This is a genomic window from Sphingobacterium sp. JUb56, from assembly GCF_014191365.1.
GTDB lineage: Bacteria > Bacteroidota > Bacteroidia > Sphingobacteriales > Sphingobacteriaceae > Sphingobacterium > Sphingobacterium anhuiense.
The window spans coordinates 699469-724482 of sequence record NZ_JACHWL010000001.1; the positions used below are offsets into that span (position 1 = coordinate 699469).

The 25014-nt window shown below is 37.0% G+C and carries 23 protein-coding genes; 6 read left to right on the top strand and 17 right to left on the bottom strand.

The window, feature by feature from the left end; translation table 11 throughout:
• Positions 1-36 precede the first annotated feature (36 nt).
• Positions 37-1644 carry an acyl-CoA carboxylase subunit beta gene (locus FHR29_RS02640; protein ID WP_168126962.1) on the bottom strand — a complete coding sequence of 536 codons (1608 nt, stop codon included), beginning with the start codon at positions 1642-1644 and terminating at the stop codon, positions 37-39.
• A 151-nt stretch (positions 1645-1795) separates the two neighbouring features.
• On the opposite strand from FHR29_RS02640, the gene FHR29_RS02645 reads away from it, so the two are divergent.
• The 3 genes from FHR29_RS02645 to FHR29_RS02655 are packed head-to-tail and all read left to right on the top strand — an operon-like array spanning position 1796 to position 4577.
• Complete coding sequence (locus FHR29_RS02645; RefSeq protein ID WP_021189893.1) at positions 1796-2941, top strand: acyl-CoA dehydrogenase family protein; 1146 nt, start codon at positions 1796-1798, stop codon at positions 2939-2941.
• Entirely contained in the window at positions 2934-3779 is an 846-nt protein-coding gene (locus FHR29_RS02650; protein ID WP_183912123.1) for a hydroxymethylglutaryl-CoA lyase, read from the top strand. Before FHR29_RS02645 ends, FHR29_RS02650 begins: the two co-directional genes overlap by 8 nt.
• A gap of 12 nt (positions 3780-3791) precedes the next feature.
• On the top strand, positions 3792-4577 hold the full coding sequence (locus FHR29_RS02655) for an enoyl-CoA hydratase/isomerase family protein (RefSeq protein WP_183912124.1): 786 nt from the start codon (positions 3792-3794) through the stop codon (positions 4575-4577).
• Between the two features lie 6 nt (positions 4578-4583).
• Here the strand turns inward: FHR29_RS02655 and FHR29_RS02660 are convergent, their stop codons facing one another.
• The 8 genes from FHR29_RS02660 to FHR29_RS02695 form a co-directional block, all read right to left on the bottom strand.
• Positions 4584-5051, bottom strand: a complete 468-nt coding sequence (locus FHR29_RS02660; protein ID WP_183912126.1) for a hypothetical protein — start codon at positions 5049-5051, stop codon at positions 4584-4586.
• Positions 5052-5058: 7 nt separating this feature from the next.
• Positions 5059-6918: a CocE/NonD family hydrolase gene (locus FHR29_RS02665; RefSeq protein ID WP_183912128.1), complete on the bottom strand. Its 1860-nt coding sequence runs from the start codon at positions 6916-6918 to the stop codon at positions 5059-5061.
• A gap of 141 nt (positions 6919-7059) precedes the next feature.
• Complete coding sequence (locus FHR29_RS02670; RefSeq protein WP_183912130.1) at positions 7060-8364, bottom strand: DEAD/DEAH box helicase; 1305 nt, start codon at positions 8362-8364, stop codon at positions 7060-7062.
• 76 nt (positions 8365-8440) lie between these two features.
• Complete coding sequence (gene asnA, locus FHR29_RS02675; RefSeq protein WP_168126955.1) at positions 8441-9448, bottom strand: aspartate--ammonia ligase; 1008 nt, start codon at positions 9446-9448, stop codon at positions 8441-8443.
• A 284-nt stretch (positions 9449-9732) separates the two neighbouring features.
• Complete coding sequence (locus FHR29_RS02680) at positions 9733-10059, bottom strand: iron-sulfur cluster assembly accessory protein (protein ID WP_021189141.1); 327 nt, start codon at positions 10057-10059, stop codon at positions 9733-9735.
• 90 nt (positions 10060-10149) lie between these two features.
• Positions 10150-11334 carry a cysteine desulfurase family protein gene (locus FHR29_RS02685; RefSeq protein WP_183912132.1) on the bottom strand — a complete coding sequence of 395 codons (1185 nt, stop codon included), beginning with the start codon at positions 11332-11334 and terminating at the stop codon, positions 10150-10152.
• 25 nt (positions 11335-11359) lie between these two features.
• Positions 11360-11794, bottom strand: a complete 435-nt coding sequence (locus FHR29_RS02690; protein WP_168126953.1) for a DUF983 domain-containing protein — start codon at positions 11792-11794, stop codon at positions 11360-11362.
• Between the two features lie 2 nt (positions 11795-11796).
• Positions 11797-12666 (bottom strand): AraC family transcriptional regulator, encoded by an 870-nt coding sequence (locus FHR29_RS02695; protein WP_183912134.1) that lies wholly within the window; start codon positions 12664-12666, stop codon positions 11797-11799.
• Between the two features lie 136 nt (positions 12667-12802).
• On the opposite strand from FHR29_RS02695, the gene FHR29_RS02700 reads away from it, so the two are divergent.
• Positions 12803-13654 (top strand): mechanosensitive ion channel family protein, encoded by an 852-nt coding sequence (locus tag FHR29_RS02700; protein ID WP_183912136.1) that lies wholly within the window; start codon positions 12803-12805, stop codon positions 13652-13654.
• On the opposite strand, the gene FHR29_RS02705 is transcribed toward FHR29_RS02700, so the two are convergent.
• The 6 genes from FHR29_RS02705 to FHR29_RS02730 all read right to left on the bottom strand — a co-directional run bounded on the left by FHR29_RS02705 (position 13651) and on the right by FHR29_RS02730 (position 19089).
• Positions 13651-13794: a hypothetical protein gene (locus FHR29_RS02705; RefSeq protein ID WP_183912138.1), complete on the bottom strand. Its 144-nt coding sequence runs from the start codon at positions 13792-13794 to the stop codon at positions 13651-13653. The two genes, FHR29_RS02700 and FHR29_RS02705, sit on opposite strands and share 4 nt — an antisense overlap.
• The gene (locus FHR29_RS02710; RefSeq protein ID WP_183912140.1) at positions 13778-14761 is read right to left on the bottom strand and encodes a D-glycerate dehydrogenase; all 984 of its coding nucleotides are present in this window, start codon (positions 14759-14761) and stop codon (positions 13778-13780) included. The genes FHR29_RS02705 and FHR29_RS02710 overlap by 17 nt, the downstream gene beginning before the upstream one ends.
• Before the next feature lie 179 nt (positions 14762-14940).
• Positions 14941-16371, bottom strand: a complete 1431-nt coding sequence (locus FHR29_RS02715) for a serine hydrolase (RefSeq protein ID WP_183912142.1) — start codon at positions 16369-16371, stop codon at positions 14941-14943.
• 36 nt (positions 16372-16407) lie between these two features.
• On the bottom strand, positions 16408-17148 hold the full coding sequence (locus tag FHR29_RS02720) for a LytTR family DNA-binding domain-containing protein (protein ID WP_132842306.1): 741 nt from the start codon (positions 17146-17148) through the stop codon (positions 16408-16410).
• Positions 17141-18184, bottom strand: coding sequence for a sensor histidine kinase (locus FHR29_RS02725; protein WP_021189131.1), 1044 nt, complete (start codon positions 18182-18184; stop codon positions 17141-17143). The genes FHR29_RS02720 and FHR29_RS02725 overlap by 8 nt, the downstream gene beginning before the upstream one ends.
• Before the next feature lie 2 nt (positions 18185-18186).
• Complete coding sequence (locus FHR29_RS02730) at positions 18187-19089, bottom strand: LiaF transmembrane domain-containing protein (protein ID WP_183912144.1); 903 nt, start codon at positions 19087-19089, stop codon at positions 18187-18189.
• A 284-nt stretch (positions 19090-19373) separates the two neighbouring features.
• Here FHR29_RS02730 and FHR29_RS02735 point away from each other — a divergent pair, with 284 nt between their 5' ends.
• Positions 19374-19703, top strand: coding sequence for a DUF3276 family protein (locus FHR29_RS02735; protein ID WP_132773015.1), 330 nt, complete (start codon positions 19374-19376; stop codon positions 19701-19703).
• A 102-nt stretch (positions 19704-19805) separates the two neighbouring features.
• Here FHR29_RS02735 and FHR29_RS26745 read toward each other — a convergent pair whose 3' ends face one another.
• Complete coding sequence (locus tag FHR29_RS26745; protein WP_183916496.1) at positions 19806-20651, bottom strand: DMT family transporter; 846 nt, start codon at positions 20649-20651, stop codon at positions 19806-19808.
• Positions 20652-20838: 187 nt separating this feature from the next.
• Entirely contained in the window at positions 20839-21570 is a 732-nt protein-coding gene (locus tag FHR29_RS02745) for a FadR/GntR family transcriptional regulator (RefSeq protein WP_021189128.1), read from the bottom strand.
• Positions 21571-21708: 138 nt separating this feature from the next.
• On the opposite strand from FHR29_RS02745, the gene FHR29_RS02750 reads away from it, so the two are divergent.
• On the top strand, positions 21709-25008 hold the full coding sequence (locus tag FHR29_RS02750) for a SusC/RagA family TonB-linked outer membrane protein (RefSeq protein WP_237682750.1): 3300 nt from the start codon (positions 21709-21711) through the stop codon (positions 25006-25008).
• Positions 25009-25014: the final 6 nt, after the last annotated feature.

Below are 25014 nucleotides of genomic sequence, written 5' to 3' on the forward strand. Positions count from 1 at the left end.
ATGCTATTTTACTTTTGCAAAATGTGATGTAGGGGATCAAGTTTGGATCACACCGACATTGTAACGTTCTGTAATTGGGTTATGATTTGCAGCTTCTATACCAAGGCTAATAACAGTTCTTGTCTCATCGGGTCTGATTACGCCATCGACCCAAATGCGGGCAGCAGCATAGTAAGGGCTTAGCTGTTCCAAGTAACGTTTCTTGATATCATCTAGCAGTGTGTTCTTTTCTTCTTCAGATATATCTATGCCTTTCGCTTTTAAAGCAGATTCTTGAATCTGTAAGAGGGTATTGCCGGCAGCAGCACCGCTCATAACAGCCATCTGCGCCGTAGGCCAAGCATATATGAGTCTAGGATCGTATGCCTTACCGCACATCGCATAATTGCCAGCGCCATAACTGTTGCCGATGATAAAGGTAAACTTGGGCACAACGGAATTTGCCATCGCATTGACCATCTTAGCTCCATCTTTGATGATTCCGCCCTGTTCGGAGCGACTACCGACCATGAAACCTGTTACATCTTGCAGAAATACCAATGGAATTAATTGTTGATTACAGTTCATAATAAAGCGTGCGGCCTTATCTGCAGAATCACTGTATATTACGCCACCCATCTGCATTTCAACAGCACCAGCTGGTTTCTTTGCTTTAACAATTTCACGTTGGTTCGCAACGATTCCTACTGCCCATCCGTCAATACGGGCAAGACCACAGACAATCGTTTTGCCATAATCCTGTTTATATTCTTCAAAAGTACCTTCGTCCACTAAAGCTTCTAAAAGCTTGTGCATGGAATACGGTTTTGTGCGATCTAAAGGCAATATTTCTGCGATTTCGGAGCTTTGACGTAAAGGCGCCTTGGCTTCTTTACGATTAAATCCTGCTTTTGGATGCGCACCAAGTTTATCCATAACACCTTTTATAGCATCAAGACAGCTTGCTTCATCTGGAAATTTATTGTCTGTAACGCCAGAAATAACAGAATGTGTGCTTGCGCCTCCTAATGTTTCGGCATCAACAGTCTCACCGATAGCAGATTTGACCAGATAGGGGCCAGCTAAAAATACAGAGCCGGTTCCTTCAACGATAAATGCGTAGTCAGACATGATCGGTAAATAGGCACCTCCCGCAACACAACTGCCCATTATAGCGGCTATTTGAGGTATACCCATAGATGACATTTTAGCATTATTTCTAAAAATGCGTCCAAAATGCTCTTTATCAGGGAATATTTGATCCTGCATCGGTAAAAAGACACCTGCAGAATCGACAAGGTATATGATGGGAATTTTGTTCTCCATAGCAATTTCTTGCGCACGTAGATTTTTTTTGCAGCTAATGGGGAACCAGGCACCAGCCTTTACAGTTGCATCATTAGAGACAATGACGCATAATTCGTCTTTAACATACCCTAAAACACAGACAACACCTGCATTTGGACAACCGCCTTCTTCAGGGTACATATTGTCTCCGGCAAACTGGGCAATTTCAACATAAGCTTTGTGATCATCAAGGAGGTATTCGACACGCTCCCATGCAGTGAGCTTTCCTTTGGCTTTTAATTTTTTGATTTTATCTTCGCCACCTCCCAAGCGAAGTGCTGCTCTTTTTAGTTCTAACTCTACAATTAGTTCATTCATGTTATAATTGGATTTTAAGCATGTCAAATTCAGAATTTGATAATATGAGATAAATTTAACATTATATTTTGAGTTTCTCTAAAAAAAGATGTTATAATTTTGTTATTATTGTAAATAACAGAATTCCAATTATAAATTAAAGATTACATTTATGTTTATTGAAAATGAACAACAAATGATGATGATTCGCCAAAGTGCTAGAGACTTTGCTGAAACTCATATTCGTCCCTACATCATGGAGTGGGATGAAGCACAAACATTTCCTGCACCTTTATTTAAGAAGCTCGGCGAGCATGGCTTTATGGGCATTATTGTCCCGGAAGCTTATGGTGGATCTGGCTTTGGATACCAGGAGTATATAACCGTTTTGGACGAGATTTCCAAAGTTTGTGGTTCCATAGGACTTTCGGTAGCGGCACATAATTCATTGTGTACAAATCATATATTGAGTTTCGCAAATGAAAGTCAGAAGCAGAAATATCTACCAAAATTGGCAACAGGAGAATGGCTGGGAGCTTGGGGTTTAACAGAAACGGGTTCGGGGTCTGATGCTGGAGGATTAGCGACTGTTGCAGTTCGCGACGGTGATTATTTTGTGCTGAATGGTTCTAAAAACTTCATCACACATGCCATAAGCTCGGACGTAGCTGTTGTACTTGCCCGTACCGGTGAGAAAGGTGACAAAAAGGGTGTTACTGCTTTTATTGTCGAGAAGGGGACGGAAGGTTTTTCTGCAGGTAAAAAGGAAAATAAATTAGGGATGCGTGCTTCAGAGACCGCATGTTTGTTTTTCGATAATTGTCGTATTCATCAGGATCAGATGGTCGGTGAAGAGGGGCAGGGTTTTGTTCAGGCATTGAAACTATTGGATGGTGGCCGTATTTCTATCGCTGCTTTATCATTGGGTATTGCTCGTGGTGCTTATGAATGTGCGTTAAAGTATGCAAACGAAAGAGAACAGTTCAATCAGAAGATTTTTGAATTTCAGGCGGTTGGATTTAAGCTTGCAGAGATGGCTACAGAAATTCAGGCAGCAGAGCTGCTGACCCGTCAAGCGGGATATATGAAAGATCGTGGTGAACGCATTTCTAAAATAGGAGCAATGGCAAAGCTATACGCTTCAGAAACGGCAGTTTCGGTTTCTAATGAATCTGTTCAGATTTTTGGAGGATATGGCTTTACAAAAGATTATCCTGCTGAAAAGTTCTTTAGAGACGCAAAATTATGTACAATCGGGGAAGGTACGTCCAGTATACAGAAGATGGTTATTTCTCGGGAAATTCAAAAAGATGCCTAAAAAAGAAGATATAATTTTGGTAGAATGTCCCAGGGATGCCATTCAAGGTATATCGCATGTGATTCCAACGGAAAAAAAAGTTAAGTATTTGAACATGTTGCTTGAAAGCGAATTGTTTGACTGGCTTGACTGTGGATCGTTTGTTTCTCCAAAAGCTGTTCCGCAATTGGCGGATACTGAAGAAGTGCTTCGTCAGCTGAATACGTCCGGTAAAACGAAGCTGCTGGGGATCATTGCTAATGAACAAGGTGCTCTACGTGCTGTGAAATCGGATAATCTCACTTATTTGGGCTATCCTTTTTCCATCTCTGAGGTTTTTCAGCAACGAAATACAAATTCTTCTATCGTTGATTCATTTGAACGTCTCAAAGGTATTGTGGAAATTGCACATCAACACAAAAAAGAAATGGTGGTGTATATATCCATGGCTTTTGGAAATCCATTTGGTGATTTTTGGAGTAATGAGCTCGTGCTTGATTGGATGGCCAAGATTGCTGCCTTAGGGGTGGTGGAATTTTCTTTGGCAGACACAACTTCTGAGGCAACATTGCCACAGATAACACAACTTTTTGAACAGGCATTACAACGGTTTCCAACCTTAAATATCGGTGCACATTTTCATTCTCCTAAGTCAAGTAGTCTAGATAAAATCAATGCCGCTTACCTTGCTGGATGTCGAAAATTTGATGGTGCTATTTTAGGATACGGAGGCTGTCCGTTTGCCGAAGATGAGTTGGTAGGGAATATTCCAACGGAAGATTTGATATATTATTTTGAGCGAAAAGGGCAGGATAAAATATTGACCTTTGGTGGTGAATTTATTAATTTAATAGCATAAAGTCAGAAGTTTATGAGTGGTCATTTGAATTATAAGTTTATTAAGGTGAAACAGGCCGATCATGTTTTTTATTTGACCTTGGCCCGTCCTGAAAAACGAAATGCTTTTACACCGTTGATGATCGATGAGATCTATCATGCCATACAAATGGCAGATTCAGATCCGGATGTTAGGGTGCTTATTCTCGACGCGGAAGGTCCTGTATTTTGTGCTGGTATGGATTTGAAAGCTTTTGAAAATCCAGATGTTTCCGAGCTGGCAAAGACGGTTCCACATGTTGATTTGTCTTTGGGAGAAGTCATATCACAATTGAATAAACCTTCGATCGCAGTGCTCGAAGGAAATGTGATTGCGGGAGGTTTTTTAATGATTCTAGAATGCACCTATGTTATTGCGAAGTCGACAGTTCAGTTCTCTTTACCAGAGGTGCAGTTAGGATTGTTTCCTTTTCAGGTTTTGGCGGGTCTGCTGAAGCATTTGCCCCATAACAAAGCAATGGATCTATGCATTCGTCCAGAGGTGATTTCAGCTCAAGAAATGAAAAATATGGGTTTAGTTTTTGAACTGATGGATCAGAAACCCGATATGTTGCCAGATTTGATCAATAAGCTGACGTCTATTGCGCCATTAGCGGTTAAGATGGGCTTTGAGTCAGCGAAACAATTAGAAGGGCTTAGAAAGGCTGATCAGTATGCTTTTCTTCTTGAGCAGTTGCAAAGACTGAGAACAAGCCATGATTTTAAAGAAGGAATGGCCGCGCGTATGGAAAAAAGACCTCCAAATTGGAAAGGAGAGTAATTGTTATTAAAACATTCTGAAGCTAGGTCTACTCGTTAAAGGTGAAAATTCCCACGGGATAGAGGTGAAGATAATGCATATAGCCCAAGCAGTGTAGATAAATATCGTTTTGAATTTAGCTACACTGCTTTGTTGTTTACGGGCCTTTATATATCCAATGGTAAACACTAAAATGCCAATAGTCATCATGGTGATGTGTTCCATTCCAAAAAAACGTACCTGACGCAGTTTGATGGCTTCATTAAAATTTTTGATAAAATAATGTACGATCGGACTTTCAAAATAGAGTGTTAATCCTACTATAAACTGTATGTAAAGTAAGATTAACGTTACTATCTGTAGTATATAATCATACGGTTTCATGTGATACTTTTTTTTCCAGCCCATATAGGCACGTACTAATAATGCGATAAGACAAACGACGATCATCCATCTGCTAGCCGAATGTAGGGCAAGAAAGAAATGGTAAAGCATGCTTTTTCTATTTTAAGATCGAAAATTCAATATATGACGAATTGTTGTGATCATGAAAAATACGATGTGTTGCTTTCCTGTAGTCACTCGATTTGGCTTCATAACCTTCAAAAAACTGCTGTGGATTACGTTCTGCAATTGGAAACCACGTATTTTGTACCTGAATCATGATGCGGTGTCCTTTTTTGAACGTATGCGCTACATCAGGCATGCTGTAGTTAACCGCAGTAACAAAATCCGGTTGCATAGGTTCTGCCTTCTCAAATCCATTCCGATATTTTCCAGCCATAATTTCACCGCGAACCAGCATTTGGTAGCCATCCATTACTTTATTGTTGGAGGATGGGCTGTTTGCAGGGTAGACATCAATAAGTTTTACGACATAATCTGCGTCTGTTCCAGAGGTTGATACTTTTAGGAAGTTTTTAATGGGGCCAACTAATGTGATATCTTCGTTTAAAGGTTCTGTTTGATAAACCATAACATCGGGTCTAGATGAGGCGAAACGCTGGTCGTCGATCATGTACTCACGTGTCCTGCTCTCCATAACACCACCTTGATAAGGTACAGGTTTGTTAGGATCACTAACATATTCATCCCAAGAATCTGTACGTCCTACTTTTTCAAACTCTAGTTTGCCTTGAGGTTGTAGGTAGAGTTTTTTGTCCTCTACATCTTTTGGAGGCCATTTATCAAATGATTTCCATTGGTTGCTTCCTGTTACAAAGATATTCGCTTCTGCCCCCTTAAAATCACCCTTCCCTTTCAGATAGTAATTGAAAAAGGGTAGTTCAAATTTTTCCTGATACGTCACACTTGTTTTCTGGTCAAATTGAATATCACCAAAAGAGCTACCGTCACCACGTACCCAGCCTCCGTGAAACCAGGGGCCAGCCACGAGGATCGAATTATTCTTTGGGTTTTGTTTTTCGATCGCTTTGTAAGTTTCAAATGTTCCGTAGGCATCTTCGGCATCAAAAAAGCCTCCAACTACCATAACGGCTGGTTTAACATCGGTTAAGTGCGGTAATATCTCTCTATCTTTCCAAAACTGATCATAATGTGGGTGGTCAAAGACATCATTCCAAAATTTGATAGAATCGGCAAAATAGTTGTCTTTCAGGTCTTTCGCTGTCCCGGCATTCATGTAGAACTGATAAACATCTTTTGAAGGATATTGAAAAGTCTTGGGTGCCTGATCTGGCGTAATGGGTTTAGGTCTAGGAATACCGAAGCTGGACATGAATTTAAATGCATCTCCTGTGAAAAGTACGCCATTATGATGAAAGTCATCGCCCAGGTACCAGTTTGTTACCGGAGCTTGCGGTGATACTGCTTTTAATGATGGATGTGTTTTCGTAAGACTTACTGTGGAGTAAAATCCTGGATAAGAAATGCCGTACATGCCTGCTTTACCATTATAGTTCTTTAGGTTTTTGCTGAGCCATTCTAGTAAGTCATAGGTATCTGTACTTTCATCAATATCTTTTTTTCCTTTTTTTAAGTTTGTCGGTCTTATATCTTCAAAGGTTCCTTCGCTCATCCATTTGCCCCGTACATCTTGGTAAACAAAGATGTAACCTTCTAAAGTCATTGCCGGGAAATTCCCTAACGTTTCTTTGTATTTATCTTCACCATAAGGGCTTACGGTATAAGGGGTGCGGTTTAATAAAACAGGATATTGCTGGCTTTTGTCTTTTGGTGTGTAAATGGTGGTAAATAATTTGACCCCATCACGCATCGGAACTGAAATTTCCTTTTTATCATAATTCTTTTTAACATAGTCTGTTTCGAGGATTGACTGAGCCTTTACTTGAAATGAAAAGGTTGTTGCAAGCACTGAAAAAGCTAAAAATACTTTGTTCATGGTATTAGATTAATTTTACGATAGGACAAGATAAGAAAAATGAATAAAGACTGGATTAAAAAAAGGCCAGATTAAATATCATGATTTAATTTGGCCTTTTTTAATAACAGTTATCTGTTTTTGGGAGAGGATAGGAATAGCCTAGCTTCTCAATATTCTAATCTTTTTGCCTTTAATCTTACCGAGGTTAGAATGTTTAAGTATGGTGCTAACTAAATAGCGTTTGACAGCAACGAAAGATTCCCTGTCTTTAACTTCAATAATACCGACATCGCTTTTTTCTATTCCCTCGAGGTTAAGTAAGAAGCCAACGAGATCAATTTTGTTGACTTTATCTTTTTTACCTGCTGAAAAGTATAGGGTAGCGAAATCAGAGTTTTCAGGTAGCTTATATTCACCATCGATTTCTTCGATTTCGATATTATCCGCCACATATGGATAATCTTCGTCAGGTTTTAAGATGATAAATACTTTTCCTTTTGCTTGCATACGTGCTGTTCTACCATTTCTATGTGTGAAATCATCTTCACGGTAAGGTAACTGATAATGGATAATGGCATCGATTTCAGGGATATCAAGTCCTCGGGCAGCAAGGTCGGTCGTGATTAAGATATGATTGCTATTGTTTCTAAATTTCAAGAGTGCAAGTTCGCGATCACTTTGTTCCAGTCCGCCGTGGAATACATCATGTATGATATCACGGTTTTGTAGCAATTCGCTGATGTGGTCAACAGCATCGCGGTGATTACAAAAGATAAGTACTTTTTGATTACCTATTTTGCATAGCAATTGAAATAGCGCTTCTAATTTTTTATGGATTGGAGCAACAATCTTTTTTATCGTTAAGGCTGGTGCACTTTGTATATGACTTAGAAAATTAACCTCCGTTGCAGCAGAAATGCCTGTGAAATCAGGTATTTCTTTCATTGCGGTAGCCGACGTTAAGATACGTGTTTCTAAGTTAGTTAAGTAGTCAATTATAAAAGACATCTGATCCTGAAAACCTAATTCCAATGATTTATCAAATTCATCCAAAACCAGCGTCTTGATTTGTGTCGGATCAAAGTGGTTTCCTTCAAGATGATAAACAATACGACCTGGTGTACCAATGAGGATAGCAGGAGGATTCTTTAAATTGTTTCTTTCAGTCTTGGTATCATGACCGCCATAGCAACAGGTGATTTTAAAACCGGTAGCAACTCTTTTTAATACGGATTCAATCTGCAAAGCCAATTCGCGGGTGGGTACAAGGATCAAAGATTGGACGTCAGCTACATCTTTGTTTAATGTTTTCATCAAAGCAAGTGCAAAAGCTAATGTTTTACCTGAACCGGTTGGTGAAAGTAAGATGAGATTTTCTTTTTCTTTGAATTTATCCATGACCTCATTCTGCATGTCATTCAGCGAAGAGATATGGAGTTTTTGTAATATGGCGTCTATTTGCATCTTGCAAAAGTACACAAAGTATTACATAAAAAAAGGTCTGCTTACGGCAGACCTTTTTTTATGTTTATGGATTCAATTATAATAAATGAATTCCTTTATCTTGTAATGATTGTTTTTCCTGTTCATCCCATATACTGACCTGAACTTCACCAATATGTGCTTTTTTAAGCATAAACATGCATACACGTGATTGTCCGATTCCACCACCGATGGCTTCTGGCAACTCATCATTTAACAACATTTTGTGGAATGATAATGTTGCGCGTTCAGCATTATTTCTAATTTTAAGCTGTCGCTCTAACGCAGTTTTGTCTACACGTACGCCCATAGAAGATAGTTCAAATGCAGTGTTTAAAATAGGATTCCAAACTAAGATATCACCATTTAATCCATTTGTTCCACTTCCATTTTCAGTACTCCAGTCATCGTAATCTGCTGCACGTCCATCATGAGCTTCGCCATTCGATAAAATTCCACCTATACCATAGATAAATACAGCGCCATGCTCTTTTGCAATGGCATTTTCACGCTCTTTAGGTGTGAATGTTGGATATTTTTGCAACAATTCTTCTGAAGAAATAAAGGTAATCTCTTCAGGTAAAACAGATTTAATATCTGGGTATTGACGTTCTACTTGCTTTTCAGTGAAACGTAAAGCATCATATATTTTTAGAACGGTATCTTGTAGAAAAGAAAATGTTCTCTGTTCTGCGGAGATTGTTTTTTCCCAATCCCATTGATCTACATAGATAGAGTGAATCGGCGTATAGTCCTCATCAGGACGTAATGCACGCATATCTGTCAATATGCCCTCTCCAACCTCAAGTTCAAGCTCTTTTAATCTTAAGCGCTTCCATTTTGCTAGTGAGTGAACAACAACAGCCTTACGTTCCTGTAGCGCTTTGATAGGGAAGGCTACTGGTCTTTCGATGCCATTTAAATCATCATTTATACCTGTACCATCAAGCACAACCAAAGGTGATGAGATAGGAATCAATCCTAAATTATTTCTAAGTTGTTGTGCAAAAGTATCCTTTACAAAACTAATAGCAACTTCAGTTTTTAATAACTTTCTTTTATCCATGAAATGTATATATATCAAAAAATAGCCTCTTAGTTATCTATTTTTTATTTGTATCTGTTAAGAATCTGTATAGAGTTATACTCAAAACAAATTCTGATTCCCTCAATTTTCTTCAAAAATAGCAATATTTCAGACATAACAAGGTATTGTTGGTAAATTTATTTCCAGAATGATATATTTTTGATGTGATGGCAAGAAATTGCCTGAATTGATGAGATCTTAAAAAATAAGGAGGTCGCCATTTTGATATGGCGACCTCCAATATTTTTTATATGTTTGTTTTTTTAAACGGAGAAACTTTCACCGCAAGCGCAAGTTCTTGTGGCATTTGGATTATGGAATTCAAATCCTTTACCATCTAATCCATCAGAATAGTCAAGCTCTGTTCCAGCTAGATATAAGAATGACTTGATATCTAAACATACTTTAACACCTTTATCTTCACAAAACTGATCACCTTTTTTTTCTTCGTTATCGAAATGCAGTTTATAGCTTAGGCCTGAACAACCTCCGCTTTCAACAGCAACACGCACAAAATAACTGCTGTCATATTTTTCAGTACTCATTATCTCTTCAATTCGAGATTTTGCTTTGTCTGTAACGGTTACCATATCGCTGAATAATTATATTAATATTGAATAGTACAAATTACGCTAACTTCTTTTTTATTTCCAATACAAATCTGACCCTAAATGTAATAATTAAGTAATAAGACCGGCTTGGAAGAGTTGCCAGATAGGAGAGTTTTGTCTAATTTTTGTCACTGCTTCTGTAATGAGCCTAGTGGTGGTGTCTACTTCTTCTTTTGTTGTCAATCTGCTTATACTGAATCGTACTGTTGCTAACGCATCTTCTTTTGAAACCCCCATTGCAAGTAGTACGTGAGACGGGTCTCTGGTACCACTAACACATGCAGAACCGGATGATAATGCTAATTGTGGACAATGGGTCATGAGCTCGCTCGCAAGTAAATGCTTGAAACAGATCGACGTGGTGTTAGGTAAACGTGAAGCTGTCTTTGCATGAATATAAGTTGCAGGGATTTTACTTAATGCATTTTCTAAATATTCCCTCAATTGAATCGTATGCTCAAAATCTCTTTCATGATGCTGTATGTGGGTTATTGCTGATCCGAGACCAACAATATTGGGGACATTGTATGTACCTGCCCGAAAACCATTTTCTTGCCCTCCTCCTGTAATCAGTGCACTGATTTGGATGGGTTTGGACTTGCGACGGATGAATAATGCGCCGATGCCTTTTGGTCCATGGAGTTTGTGAGCACTTAAACATAGTATGTCAATGGGGATGTGAGCAAGGTTAAGTGGGATTTTGCCAATGTATTGTGTAGCATCACAAAAATATAAACAGTCTTTATCTTTGCATAACGCCGCAATTTCCTGAATAGGGTGGATATATCCGGTTTCATTATTTGCGGCCATAATACAGACTAATATGGTCTGTGCCGTAATATGCTCTTCTAGAACACTTAAATCTATTTTTCCAGTGTGATCAACATCAAGATAGGTAACTAAAGCCCCCTCTTTTTCTAATTGTAGCAGGGTTTCTAAAACAGCTTTGTGCTCTGTTTTGACTGTAATGATGTGATTGCCTTTGGATTTATAATTTTTATAAATTCCTTTTAGTACTGTGTTAATGGATTCGGTTGCACCTGAATTGAAAAAGATCTCTTTAGGTTGACAGTTAAGAGATCGGGCAACCTGTAGACGGGCTTTTTCTATTGCTCCGTTGGCTTCACGCCCCATGCTATGATACACACTGGATGCATTTGCATAATTATGGATGAAATAGGGTACCATGGTATCCCATACTTCATCCATGATTTTAGTTGTTGCATTATTGTCGAGATAAATTAACTCCTTCATTGTATAAAGGTAAATATTATCTTGTTTATAAAGTCCTTGATGTGGGGTTGATTTCTTTTTGTTTGATATTCGGATTGTAATTCAATCCTGGACTCAACCAGTACATCAGTACCACTCTGGAATAACGGTAATTGAAAGGGCTCAATACAAAAACGGTTACAAGTGCCACAATGGAGTAAAGCCAAAAAGAACTGTCATTTCCCGTTAGTATATAAGTTGCTACACAGGCTGTTATCATCTCAGCAACGGTGAATGCATAACTCACAAACATTGACACGTAGAAATAACCGGGTTCACGTTCGTAGCGTAAACCACAATAATCACAATGTGTGTTCATTTTTTGTGTTTTAAAGCCATAAGTATTCCCTGTGAATATTTTTCCTTTACGACAGCGTGGACATAGTGCCTTGCTGGCGGCTTTAAATTCTGATAATTCGTAAGTAGTTTCCTTCTCTTTCATATCTAACTGTTGTTTTTTCTGAATTCATCGGGTGTTAATCCAGTAGCTTTTTTAAAAAATTTAGTAAAATAAGAGTTGTCATTAAAATTCAACTCGATAGCGATCTCATTAATATTGAGATTTTTATTGACTAATAATCGCTTTGCTTCAAGTAATACGCGTTCTCGTATTATTTCTCCTGCTGCACTTCCGATATAGGATTTACAGATGGCATTTAAATGATTGGGAGTAATAAATAACTGTTCCGCATATGCTTTAGGTAATCTAATCTCTTTAAAATTCTTTTCCACTAAACGCTGGTAATTGTGGAATATGGTATAATTATAGGGATTACTCGCCTTTTCTGTTTTTGTACCATGCCAAGATTCAATCCAGAGCAATAGCTGAAGTAAGCTCACCCGTATTAAATCGCTAGCAGTCGGATTTTTACTTGTCTGGTAAAATGCCTCAAATATTTTTACAGCGTCTTGTCTATTCGACTCGGGAATTGTAAATACAATCTGATCATTCTGACCGCTTAAAAACGAGAAACGGTTTAAATAATCCGTTCGTAATAAGAAAGATTGAAAGTATTCCGGATCAAAGTTTACAACAAAACCTTCTTCATCACCGTTGAAATTCCAAGTGTGAACTTGCCCAGGGGCCATAAAGTAGATTTGATATGCTTCTATTTCGTGTTTCTCAAAATCGATCAGGTGACTGCCGGAACCTTTTGTAAAGAGCACAAAATGGTAGAAATTGTGTTTATGCGGAAATACCATATTGTGATGCATAGCGATGTAATCAGCAAGATGATCGACAAATAAGAGGCTGCTCGAATCGTTATTGATGGAGCAGTTATCTAATACGGGTATGGTACTTTTCTTTATCACATGACAAATTTACTTCAAAAATCACATTTGCAACTGATTTAATTATCGATTTTATGGTGTTTTTCAACGATTGATAATTTTATTGCCAATTCGTGACTCAATTGTTATATTTATGAGAAACAAAAACAGATAACAAATGAATAGATTAGAAAGCAGTCTGGATACGTTACTAGAAGTTGTACTTTTAAAGACACCAAGTATTATTACAGGGATTATTATATTAATCGTTGGAAACTATATTGTCAAGTTTTTACTTGGCCTGATCAGTAGGAGATTTGAAAAGCGTAATGTAGACTTATCAATACGAGGATTTGCGATGAGTATCTTGCGTGTTGTATTTTACGCCCTATTATTCCTAACAGTCGCGAGTACCATGGGAATTGAAACAACTTCCTTTATTGCCGCCTTATCAGCTTTTGGTCTGGCAGCAGGTTTAGCATTGCAGGGCAGTTTAAGTAATTTTGCCGGCGGGGTATTGATTCTTTTATTTAGACCTTTCGAAGTTGGAGACTATGTGAGCAGCAGTAACGGTACATCGGGCACTGTGGAAAGGATTGATATTTTATATACGACGTTAATTGCTGGAGATGGCGTTCGTGTATTTAGTCCAAATGGTCCCTTAGCAAATTCTGTTATTCAAAATTTTACCAAAATTACCAATCGCCGTTTTGAGTATACGGTCGGTATTTCATATGATGCCAATATTAAGGAAGCGCGGGAAATTATTATGGACGTACTCCATAATGATTCACGTATTCTGAAAACTCCTCCAGTTGAGGTTTTTGTGAAAGGGTTGGGAGATAGTTCCGTTAATCTAACTATTCGTGCATGGACAAAAAAGGAAGATTTTTGGCCAGCGAACAATGAAAATCAAGAAGCTATTAAAAATGCTTTGGATAAACATAATATCAGCATTCCTTATCCACAGACTGAGATGCGTATTATTTCGGATCTAAAGGGAGGACAGGACCGCATTATGAAATCTTAATCGAGTGATCGGATCAAAATAAAGTACCGATAAGCTAATATAGCTTGTTGGTACTTTTTTAGTTTTGAAGGATCTTTCTTTGCATACCGCGGTAAAATCAGTTTATTGATTTTATTGATGAATTTATATATTATTTTCATAAATCTCTTTGTTTATAATTTGAGGCATTTTGATGTGCTTAATAGCGGCAATCAAATTATGAGCTGCCATTAACGCCATATTATCCCTAGCTTCTGTTGTAGCAGATCCGATATGGGGCAATACAGCCACGTTGGGTAAGTTTAGCAGTGGATTGTCAAATGCCATAGGTTCAGGGTTAGTGACATCTAGACCAGCTCCCCACAGTTCTCCGCTTGTTAATGCTGTGTACAAATCTTCTTCTTGATGTAATCCCCCACGTGCTGTATTGATGAATATAGCTGTGTTTTTCATTCTTTTGAAGGCTTCTTTATTAAATTTCCCTTTCGTCTCTGCTGTAAGATTCGCATGAACCGATAGCACATCACTTCGGGTTAATAATTCATCATAATTTACGTAGGTAGCATCCAAAAGTCGTTTTGCATTACTGTTTGGATGTCTATTGTAATAAATGATATCCATATTATAAGCCGCTTTGGCTTTCCTTGCTAGTTCAAAGCCAATACGGCCTAATCCAAAAATTCCTAAAGTTTTTCCATCAAGCTCCACTCCGAGGTGTTCCGTTAATTCAAAATCTTTCCATTCGTTATTCATGATTTTTCGGTTCATGAAAAACGCTTTTCGCGACACTGCGAGCATTAATAGAAAAGCGATATCAGCAGTTGCGTTGGATAAAACATCAGGTGTATTGCTTACAGGAATACCATATTTGGTTGCGGCTTCAAGGTCAACACTGTCATATCCGGCACTCATCAATGCTATTCCCTTAAGATGACTACATTGTTCGAAAAATTTTTCATCTAGCAGATTATGTCCGGCGGCAAATAAATAATCTACCTGTTTACAGGCATTAATTAAATCTGATTGAAGTATATTCCCGGGTTCTGTGCGATAAGAGATATCAAAACCAGCTTGTTGTAAACTATCAATCGCTTTTTGAGGAATTGTTCTGCAGATAAAAACTTTCATACGCTTAAAATCAATTTTCTATTACCAAACTTAGCTAAATTTGTTTTATTTATGATGTAATTATATATGTAAAACAAATCGATATCTCATTGGTTCATCATTATTTTATGGAGACGATTAAAAAAATAGGGGACATATTGCATAATATGTCCCCTAACTATTTGAATGGCTGCTTTATCTTATTTTTGAAAAAGTAGAAAATGGAAAATCGATAATCCAGTTGTCTCGATAGATTCGGCAGCATTGGAAAGTAAAACTACCGCTGTTTTTTTATCTGGTGCAATAGCTATGAATGAACTGCTTCCACCTGTACCACCTGTGTGGTAACAGTAAGTAATATCATCCAATAAATCCATGTGCCAAGCCAGGCCAATGTCTGTGCTAGGAGGAAGGAAATATGTGAACTGACGTGTCAGTGCCATAGCGTTCTCCAATTGCGTTTCCGGCATTTTGAACTGTGTCTGCGCAAAGGTCATTAAATCGGTAACAGTCGATTTTAAACCTCCAGCCGCACTAAAAATTTGAAAATCCCATGCTTTCGTTTCTTCTCCTTTTATGTTATAGACTTTTGGCAGATATTGTGTTTTAGGATTTAGAACATCAGTAGTCGATGTTAAGCCTAAAGGTTTTGCGATAATTTCCTGAATTTCCGTGTTGTAACTTTTTTTATGGAGTGATGTTAATATATCTCCTAATAATGCATACCCAAGATTACTATATTCATATTTTTCTCCGCTTTCATTTTCGGCTTTGAAAGTTGCCAAATATTGGTGTAAATATTTCCTATCATAATTTTTGTACGGGTTGTTGGGGTCAAAACCTTTTGTTTTCTCAAGATTATCTGGTAATCGGGGCAAACCGGAAGTATGATTTGCTAAGGTTTTAAACGTTATCTTTTGTAAGCTAGGATTTATTTTTAATGAATCAGGTAAAAAATCAACGATATGCTGTTCTAAACTTAATGTTCCACTTTGAACGAAATCCGCTAATAATGTAGCCGTGAAGATTTTTGACAGTGAACCTATTTCATAAAGGGTACTGCTTGTGGGTAGAATTTTATTTCCTTTTTCAGTCTCACCATAAAAGTAGGTGTTTAACTGACCATTTTTTATGATACCAATTGCTAAAGATTGTGTATTCCCCTTTTTGGTATAAATATTGGCAGCAGAATCAATGAAAAAATCAACTTTATTTTCGACAACGGTATTTGTTAATACGGGTGCCTGTTTCTCTGCAACAGGTTTTGTAACGGGTTGAAAACCTAAAGTATGGTAATGCAACGTGCTATCCACACCGAAAGGAACCTGAAAGGATTTATCGGTGAAATCTACACGATATTGACTTACTCCATTACTGAAGTTTATTTTTTCAGCATGTTTGATCCTACCTAACGGATAGATCTCATTTTCCAGTAAGTTTTTTAAAGAAGAATATGGTACTGCTCTTTTAAAGTTTTCATTCGCCAGTTTATAAATGGAATCTGTCTGTTGTGAATTGATAAAAAATTCTATTTTATTATAGAACGTGTGATTAATTTGTTCTTGATTAGAATTTTGAGCAACAGCAGTCAATGAGCTACTGAGTAAAAGTGCAGCAATAAAATTTTTCATAATGATTATACTGCTACAAATTTACATAAACTTTATTTATATGCCAATCATTTGTTTTAATCTGGCATATCCAGATTTACTGATGTTAAGCTTTTCACCGGTTATTAAAATAGCGACAAAGCTATCTTTTTCCCATGGTTCAATGCGTGCCAGCTGATCGATCTTGATGATATAAGAACGGTGTATTCTAACGAATGTCTGTTCATCGAGATGCTTTTCAAAGAAAGCCATTGTTTTATTTTTCAGATAAAGACCATCTGCTGTATGAATTTTCACATAGTCATCATAAGCTTCCAGATATTTAATCTGTGGAACGGGTATTATTTTAATCTGTGTTCCTGTTTTTACAACAATGCGGTCTAGTTTTGATTCCTCTTGATGAATGACAGCTTCATAATTAGGTGCCGGTTCTGCATTTGGTTTTGAAAAACTTAATTTAAACTTCTCGAATGCTTGCTTAAATCTGTTCGGTGAAATTGGTTTCATCAGATAGTCAATCGCATTTTTTTCAAAAGCTTTGAGTGCATAGTCATCAAATGCTGTTGTAAAGATTACTGCGGGTGGGTTTTCGACTAATTCCAACATTTCGAAGCCTGTTAATTTAGGCATTTGAACATCTAGAAAGAGTAGGTCTGGTTGGTGTTGCTGTATTGCTTTTACTCCTTCAAATCCATCTCCACACTCTGCAACAATAGAAACTAACGGATCTTTGCTCAGGTACTCTACTAAGATAGAACGCGCTAGAGGTTCATCATCTATAAGGATAACTTTAATCATATTGCGGGATTTTGATACTGCTTGTAAATATATTTTGTTCGGTTTGTGTCGTTAGTAGGTCATTTCTTCCAAAAAGAAGAAATAAGCGCCTTTGGATACTGGTAAGCCCAAAGCCTGTTCCTTTAGATTGCACGGATTCACCTGGCTCAAAGGGATTTTCTATCGAAACATGTAATGTTTTATTATCTAAGAAACATTTAATGCTGATGGTTACATTTTCTGTTACATTGTATAGGCCATGTTTAATAGCGTTTTCAACTAGCGGTTGCAAAATCATCGCCGGTATTTTGGTCGATAAAACATCTTGGTCATGATCAATGTGGATATTAAGTCGGTGACCGAATCTTACTTTTTCAATATCTAAGTATAGTTCGAGATGGTTTAATTCCTCTTGAAGTACGATCAACTGGTTATTTTCCTTTCGGAGTGTACCCCTTAAAAAATCGGACAATTGAAAGGTCATATTGCGGGCCTGATCTGGCTTACTACCTATTAAAGCAATAATGGAATTGAGACTGTTAAAGAGGAAATGAGGCTGTAATTGCTGTCTTAGGTTGTACAGTTCTGCTTCACGCAGTTGATTCTCCGAATCTTGCTTTCTTTTGATGTTAGAAATATATTCTTCCTGTATATTCCATACAATAATGAAAATAGCTACTGATGTTAAGATTAAAAAATTAACAATATAGCGATAAGGAATAATGAGGTCATAGATTTTTAAATGCTCCTTCGGAAGATAATATTGAACGACCAGTCGGCTTCCAAGAATGCTTATGCCGCTCATAATGAAGCCTATAATAAGCACCTTCCAGATTTGGTTAGGTTTAGGTATATAGTAATTGAGCGTGGTGGAAATTGCATAGCAACAGAGCATCATCATTAAACTGTTGATGATGGAGTCCTTTATTGTTATTTCGCTTGGAAACCCGGACCTATACATTAAAGCATATTGCATGACAAAGTAGCCAAGCAATATGCTTAAACAAATGATTAAAATCAGTTTATTTTTATTCTGCAATAAAAGTTTATCCTTCATGTCTAGGCATTTCTAATGGTTAAATTTCCAAAAAGACAAGTACCTGTGATATATAATTTTTTAGTTGGATCTCTTGTTAGACCTACATTGAAACGTCGGTCATCAACATCACCGAACACGGATGAAACATTAGAATAAACGGTCCAATTCGCAGGAACAATAATTTTAGCACTTCCGAACATTTGGAAAGCATCAATTACGGCTATGTCGGTTATATCCGCCTGTGTCAGATCAATGGATACGCTACCGAACATACAAGCTATGTTACCACCTCTAAAATTTTTAGATAGAATAAATTTTTTGAGGCTTGCAAAGATGGAATTGACATTTAAAACATCTTCAAAGCTATTTTCTGTCTGTGCATAATATGGAGTGGCAAAGGCCTGCTCATTAGGCAGACCTTGATTGCTATTTGTATTGCTGTTGGCGTTTCCGCTTGTCTCGTCATTTTCAGCTACTGTTTGTTGATCATTTTCAGTTGCCGGATCGATAACACGCTTATCCCAGTCAAAGTCTACGGGAGGCTTTGGAGGACCACTCGGGTTGATAGGCATGGGAGGCATAGGAGGTAAACCTTTTTTTCTTCCCATGATAAAATATGCTCCTAATCCAATAATCAAGATCGGGAATATAATTCCTCCAAAATCGGTGTGCATGATTCTTCTAGCTAGAAATGCTAGACCAACCGCAATTAAGATGATAGAAGATTTTTTTTGAAAATTAGAATTGACACCTATTACAAGACCGATAATAATCAAAATCATATACCAGCCAAATATCCATGAAGGGAAGAAGAAGTCTAAATCTAAATTTTTTAATAGTAATAGAATACCGATGAGTATGATGATACCACCTATGATATTTTTACTGTTGTTGCTTTTTGGTACGAATGGCTCTTTTTCCATGACTTTTAAAATTTATACTTCAAAGGTATAGTTGTTATATAACCCGAAGTAATTGAAATAGGTAATCGATCAATAATATTCGGTAAATGTAATAAAATCCTCGGTGAAAAAATATCGTTGAGGAGCGATAGGTGACATTTATCGGCTAAATATAAAAATCAAGTTCGTTAAAAGAGCTTATCATAGATTCAAAATTTATTTTTTTTGAATAATATTTGGAAGTTACATGCTAAATATTATATATTTATCAAAGATTAAGATAACTTAAACTTAAATAATAACCAATGGGAGATTTTGAAAACAAAGAGCGAGAAGAGGTTTTTTCAAAAAAAGTGAGAGCGGGTAAGCGTACCTATTTTTTTGATGTAAAGGCTACACGGTCTAACGATTACTACATTACCATCACTGAAAGCAAGAAACGTTTTGAAGACGGCCAGTTTATTAAACACAAAATATTCTTGTATAAAGAAGACTTTGAGAAATTTGCAGAGGGTTTGACAGATGTTGTTGAATACATTAAATCGAATCAGGAAGTTCTTGAAAAACGCTACGAGCCTAATTTTGATGATCCAGCATATGTAAGTGAATCATCTAAAGATGATTTTTCTTTCTAAGATTTTATAAATTATTTAAAGGCTGTAATAATCTTACAGCCTTTTTTATTTTTTACTTAATATGAAGACCGTAGCGATAATGCAGAAAGTTCCTATCCAATCCTACAAGGAAAAGGGAACATGAAGCCAAGATACGGCCAAAAATGTGGCAGAAAGAGGCTCAGCTGATGCTAACAGACTCGCTTTCTGTCCACCGATTAATTTTACGGAAGTCAGATAGAAGTAAAATGGAAAAACAGTTCCGAAAAGAATAATGAGTGCCGTAAATAAATAAGTTTTAGTATCCCAAACGCCCTGAATATCCCAAGGTGCTTTCATGAAACTGAAGGCAATACCACCACAAAGGAGAGACCAGCCAATCACTACAGAGGATTTGTGTTTTGATAGTAATGTTATCGGCATTAAAGTGTAGATCGCTAGTGCGACCGCAGAGGCTAAGCCAAAAAACAGCGCGGTATTGAATATGGCGAGGGTATTGATGTTACCATTTGTGACTAATAGAAAAGTTCCAATTATTGCCAGAATAATAGCAAATAATTCTAAAAGGCTGGGTAATCTTTTATGCTTAAACGCTAAATAGATGGCGATTATGATTGGACCAGCATATTGTAGCACAGTAGCGGTAGCGGCATTCGAATGCTTAATGGCCGCAAAATAAGTATATTGTACAGCCAGCATACCAAAAATGCTAAAGGCAAGTAGTTGTAAACGGTCATTTTTAGTTTTCCAAATTTTAAATATAGGCGCTCTTTCGCTAGTTTTTGCAAAGCTTAGTAAGCAGATGCCAGATAGTAACATACGAACTGTAATCAACCATTCAACATTTATTTCCCTTTTTTGAAATAGAAATTGTGCTAAGGTCCCAGATACTCCCCATAGGATAGCCGCTGCAATTGCTAAAGAAAAGCCTTTATAAATCGTACTTTTTTTGTGGGCATAAAGGTAAATAGAAGTGAGCTATAAAATTAGAATAAATATAGATGTTGTTCGAATGAAGTCGGCTACGGGAGCGCTACATATTCATTATACTTAACATTTAAGTAGCAAGTTGATAGGTATGAGATACACTGCTTTCATACTTCTGGTATGAAAGCAGTTGCTGTATAGTAATAAGTTATGATGAAATATTGAATCTTTAATCAATAGGTTTGTTATCGTATTGTTGTATACGCTGAAAGTGATTATCTAAGTGCTGGCGCATCGCATTTCTGAAAACTTCAGGAGTTCCTACCTTTAATATGTCCACCAAGCCACGGTGAGATATAAAATTCTTTGAATTTGACTTTTCAATCAGCATGCCACTCGAATGTACAAATTTAAAGACTGGTAAAAGAAGATTTTGAAAATCTTTAAGCATGATATTCCCACTGATCTCATATAATTTACCATGGAATGCAACTTCTGTTTCGATATCAAATATGCTGTTGTCATTATCATTTGATTCTTTAGCAACAATTACTTCTAATTCTTGAATATCTGCAGGAGTAATTCTTTGATAAAGTAAATCTGCCATTCCAAGTTCCAATATCAATCTCATTTCAAATAAATCACGCAGTGTCTTATCATCCATGATCGTTGGGTAAAGCGATTTTTTCATCGGACTGATCAGATCAGGACTGGTTAATACAGCACCTCTATGTTTTTTAGATTCTACTAAGCCTACTAGCCTTAAACGTAACATTGCTTCTCGGATCACAGTGCGGCTTACTCCTAAAGTTTCCGCTAATTCTAATTCCTTGGGAAGTGCATCGCCTATTTTTAATCCCTGACTAATGAATAAATTGATGATTTCTTTCTCCACTTTATCAACGAGTGAAGAGGTATCAATGGTGTTAACAAAATTGATCAATGTTGGATTTGTACTCATAAAAGTGCATTTATACGCCTAAAAACAAATATACATATAAATTTTTACAAGTATGTTGTACATAATGTTGATTTAATGTTGTTTTTTACAAATTAAATTATATAAATTTGCTTTATGTAATACTTAATAATAACCAATATGTATTCAAACCGAAAATTAAAACATTTATTACTCTGGTCTATGCTAGCAGGAAATCTAGCTGTAATCCATGCGCAGGATCGAAACATTCAAGGTAAAGTCAGAGATGCCGTTACAGGAGAAGTTTTGGGAAATGTAACTATTAACGTGAAGGGAAGTAAGCAATCTTTACAAACAAAAGCTGATGGTTCCTTTATTTTACCGACAAATCCGAATGCGATCCTGGTCATTACTTCTACAGGATACAAACCTCAGGAAGTAAAAGTTGGACAGGCAGAATCCTTGGAAATTAAATTAGAATCTTCCAATCAGCAAATTGATGAGGTTGTTGTTGTGGGCTATGGAACACAGAGTAGGAGAAGTGTGACCGGATCTATTGCTAAACTTGATAAAGAGGTACTTCAAAATTCTCCTAGATCTAATGTTGCAACTGCACTTCAAGGAAGTATTCCGGGATTACAGGTTGTCAATAAATCTGGTCAACCAGGTGCAGCTCCCATGCTAAAGTTACGAGGAGGAGCTTCTATTAATAACCCAGGAGGGCCGTTAGTTATTGTTGATGGGGTAATTCGTGATTTGAATGATATTAGTTCTGAAAATATTGAATCGATAGACTTATTAAAAGATGCTTCTGCAACAGCTATTTATGGTGCTAGAGCAAATAATGGAGTACTTCTTGTAACTACAAAAACAGGTAAATCGGGTACTGCTAATGTATCATATAAATTTGTAGGAGGATATAATCAACGTAGAGCCGGCTATGCATATATGAATGCGGGTGATTATATAAAATATACACGGCAAGGCTACTTAAATGCTGGACGATCATTGGAATCTGTCAATAGTTCAAGGGGACTAGGGATTTCTTCTGATCCTGCTTACAATGCTTCATTTGACATTAGAAAATTCACCGATGAATTAAAGCCATTATTAAATGAGGGTTGGAAGCTTGTTGATGATCCCTATGGAGGCCAGATAATTTATAAAGATCATAGTGGTGAAGTAGAGAATGCTTTATTTAGAAATACTTATACGAAAGATCATTATGTAAATGTCACTGGAGGGAATGAGAAAGGAAAGTATTTCGCAGCGTTTGATGCTTATGATGAAGATGGGGTTATAGTTGGATCTAGCTATAAAAGGTATACAGGAGATATCAATGGTTCATATAAGTTAAAACCAAATGTGGAAGTATCTACCAATGTTACACTCTCTACTGCTTCTCAATATGGTACTCCATCTACGGAAACCAATGCACTTTATAGGACATTAGCAATTTGGCCTACTTTTAATCCGTGGATTGATGAAGCGCAAACACAGCCAAATCCGGGAGTTTCTGCAAGTGATGGTAATCCCCTATACTGGTTAGGTCGGTTAAAGCGTAAAAATGAAACGAATCGTATTGTGGCAAATGCTTCATTAAAATGGGACATTATTCCCGGACTTTATTTCAAGGCAACAGCTAATGCCTATATGAAAGAAGTGTTAAATGAATCTTTTCAGATGTCAACACAAACATATTCTAACATTTTTTCAAATCCACAAACCATTGGTAGTACTTCAAGAGATGCTTACCGTAACTTGAATAGAGATTTTCAAACACAGTTTAATGGTATCTTGAATTATTCGAAAAGCATTGCCGAAAAGCATAATATTTCAGCAATGGTAGGTGCGGAATATTTTAAGGTTAAGACTGATTACATGCAAGTGTATGGAAAAAATGCACCTACAGATGATATCACTACCGTCAATGCCTCTACCGTTTTTCCTGTAGGAAATAATACAAGCACTGCGTCTGAATACCGCATCATTTCTTCCATGGGACGTCTTGCATATGATTATGATGGCAGAATTTTGGTGAATGCTGTTTATCGATTGGATGGAACTTCAATACTGGCACGCGGCAACCGTACCGGATTTTTTCCGGGAGCATCTGCCGGCTGGAATATGCATCAGGAAGAGTTTTTTAAAAAATCTGTTCTTTCAAAATATATTACTACGTTCAAACCACGATTAAGTTATGGGGAGAACGGAAATATTGCAGGATTAGAGCGTTACCAAGTACAGGGAGTGTACAACGTGCAGCCTAGTTACAATGGTCTTGCAGGTTATTTAAATACTTCACCAGTAAATAAGAATCTAGCCTGGGAAACAAGTAAAACAACAGGTGCTGGTTTAGACTTAGGCATACTGAACAATCGTGTTACAGTATTATTAGATTATTATGATCGTCGCACAAGTAATTTGTTAACTAATTTGCTATTACCAAGTTATACTGGTTTCCCTTCCATTACAACAAATTTAGGAACGCTTCAAAATAAAGGATTTGAAATTGCTGTTCAATCTCAAATATTAAAAGATCCTGAAGGTTTTAACTTAAGTATAGGCGCAAATGCAGCTTTTGTTAAAAACAAAATTCTTGAACTTCCTTATAATGGGAATGAAAATAATAGACAGGGTGGTTTGCAAATCTATGACCCAGTTTCGGGTCAGGTGAAGTGGGTTGGTGGCTATCAAGAAGGTCATACTTTGGGGGATATTTATGCTTACAAGCAGGTTTCTATCTTTAAGGACGATGCAGAAGTAAATCAAATCGCAGGAAATAGGACTGATAATATTGCCGGAATTACTGGACCGAATCTACCAATTGGGAAAAATGGACGTATAACACCAGGAGATGTAAACTGGCAGGACGTTGACGGTAATAATATTATTGATTCTCGTGATCAAGTGTATATAGGGAACATCAACCCTAAATGGACTGGTGGCTTTACAACAAACATGAGTTATAAAGGATTCAGTATGTTTTCTAATTGGGAATTTGCATTGGGTCATACTATTTATAATGATTTGGTAGCACGTACATTAGGTAATTATCAAGGGACTTTTAATTATTTAGAAATGCAAAAACAGGCATGGTCTCCAACGAATACAGATACAGATATTCCAAAAGTTTACTTTGCAGATCAGGTTTTAGGATCGAAACAAAACTATACAAGAGGAAATAATGCAAATCCAAATTTGAACAGTAATAACTCAAGATTTTATGAGAAAGGAGATTACTTAGCTCTTCGTGAGATTACGCTTTCTTACGATCTTCCGAAATGGTTGCACTCAAAAACTCATATTCTTTCACGTGCTCGAGTTTATGTAAGTGCGAACAACCTATTTTATATCACTAAATTTTCTGGACCAACACCTGAACCGCCAGTAGATGTAAATAATGTAACAACAGGCGTATATGGAGGTACATATCCAACTCCGAGGTCTTATGTATTGGGCGTTCAACTTTCTTTTTAATTGTAT

Excerpts from the sequence above, each read along its gene's own strand:
- FHR29_RS02665 (WP_183912128.1), bottom strand. The coding sequence starts at position 6,918 with ATGAACAAAGTATTTTTAGCTTTTTCAGTGCTTGCAACAACCTTTTCA.
- FHR29_RS02650 (WP_183912123.1), top strand. The coding sequence starts at position 2,934 with ATGCCTAAAAAAGAAGATATAATTTTGGTAGAATGTCCCAGGGATGCC.
- FHR29_RS02705 (WP_183912138.1), bottom strand. The coding sequence starts at position 13,794 with ATGAAAATAATATATAAATTCATCAATAAAATCAATAAACTGATTTTA.
- FHR29_RS02745 (WP_021189128.1), bottom strand. The coding sequence starts at position 21,570 with ATGAGTACAAATCCAACATTGATCAATTTTGTTAACACCATTGATACC.
- FHR29_RS02645 (WP_021189893.1), top strand. The coding sequence starts at position 1,796 with ATGTTTATTGAAAATGAACAACAAATGATGATGATTCGCCAAAGTGCT.
- FHR29_RS02640 (WP_168126962.1), bottom strand. The coding sequence starts at position 1,644 with ATGAATGAACTAATTGTAGAGTTAGAACTAAAAAGAGCAGCACTTCGC.
- FHR29_RS02670 (WP_183912130.1), bottom strand. The coding sequence starts at position 8,364 with ATGCAAATAGACGCCATATTACAAAAACTCCATATCTCTTCGCTGAAT.
- FHR29_RS02685 (WP_183912132.1), bottom strand. The coding sequence starts at position 11,334 with ATGAAGGAGTTAATTTATCTCGACAATAATGCAACAACTAAAATCATG.
- FHR29_RS02725 (WP_021189131.1), bottom strand. The coding sequence starts at position 18,184 with ATGAAGGATAAACTTTTATTGCAGAATAAAAATAAACTGATTTTAATC.
- FHR29_RS02710 (WP_183912140.1), bottom strand. The coding sequence starts at position 14,761 with ATGAAAGTTTTTATCTGCAGAACAATTCCTCAAAAAGCGATTGATAGT.
- FHR29_RS02715 (WP_183912142.1), bottom strand. The coding sequence starts at position 16,371 with ATGAAAAATTTTATTGCTGCACTTTTACTCAGTAGCTCATTGACTGCT.
- FHR29_RS02660 (WP_183912126.1), bottom strand. The coding sequence starts at position 5,051 with ATGCTTTACCATTTCTTTCTTGCCCTACATTCGGCTAGCAGATGGATG.
- FHR29_RS02680 (WP_021189141.1), bottom strand. The coding sequence starts at position 10,059 with ATGGTAACCGTTACAGACAAAGCAAAATCTCGAATTGAAGAGATAATG.
- FHR29_RS02655 (WP_183912124.1), top strand. The coding sequence starts at position 3,792 with ATGAGTGGTCATTTGAATTATAAGTTTATTAAGGTGAAACAGGCCGAT.
- FHR29_RS02735 (WP_132773015.1), top strand. The coding sequence starts at position 19,374 with ATGGGAGATTTTGAAAACAAAGAGCGAGAAGAGGTTTTTTCAAAAAAA.
- asnA (WP_168126955.1), bottom strand. The coding sequence starts at position 9,448 with ATGGATAAAAGAAAGTTATTAAAAACTGAAGTTGCTATTAGTTTTGTA.
- FHR29_RS02690 (WP_168126953.1), bottom strand. The coding sequence starts at position 11,794 with ATGAAAGAGAAGGAAACTACTTACGAATTATCAGAATTTAAAGCCGCC.
- FHR29_RS02700 (WP_183912136.1), top strand. The coding sequence starts at position 12,803 with ATGAATAGATTAGAAAGCAGTCTGGATACGTTACTAGAAGTTGTACTT.
- FHR29_RS02730 (WP_183912144.1), bottom strand. The coding sequence starts at position 19,089 with ATGGAAAAAGAGCCATTCGTACCAAAAAGCAACAACAGTAAAAATATC.
- FHR29_RS02750 (WP_237682750.1), top strand. The coding sequence starts at position 21,709 with ATGTATTCAAACCGAAAATTAAAACATTTATTACTCTGGTCTATGCTA.
- FHR29_RS02720 (WP_132842306.1), bottom strand. The coding sequence starts at position 17,148 with ATGATTAAAGTTATCCTTATAGATGATGAACCTCTAGCGCGTTCTATC.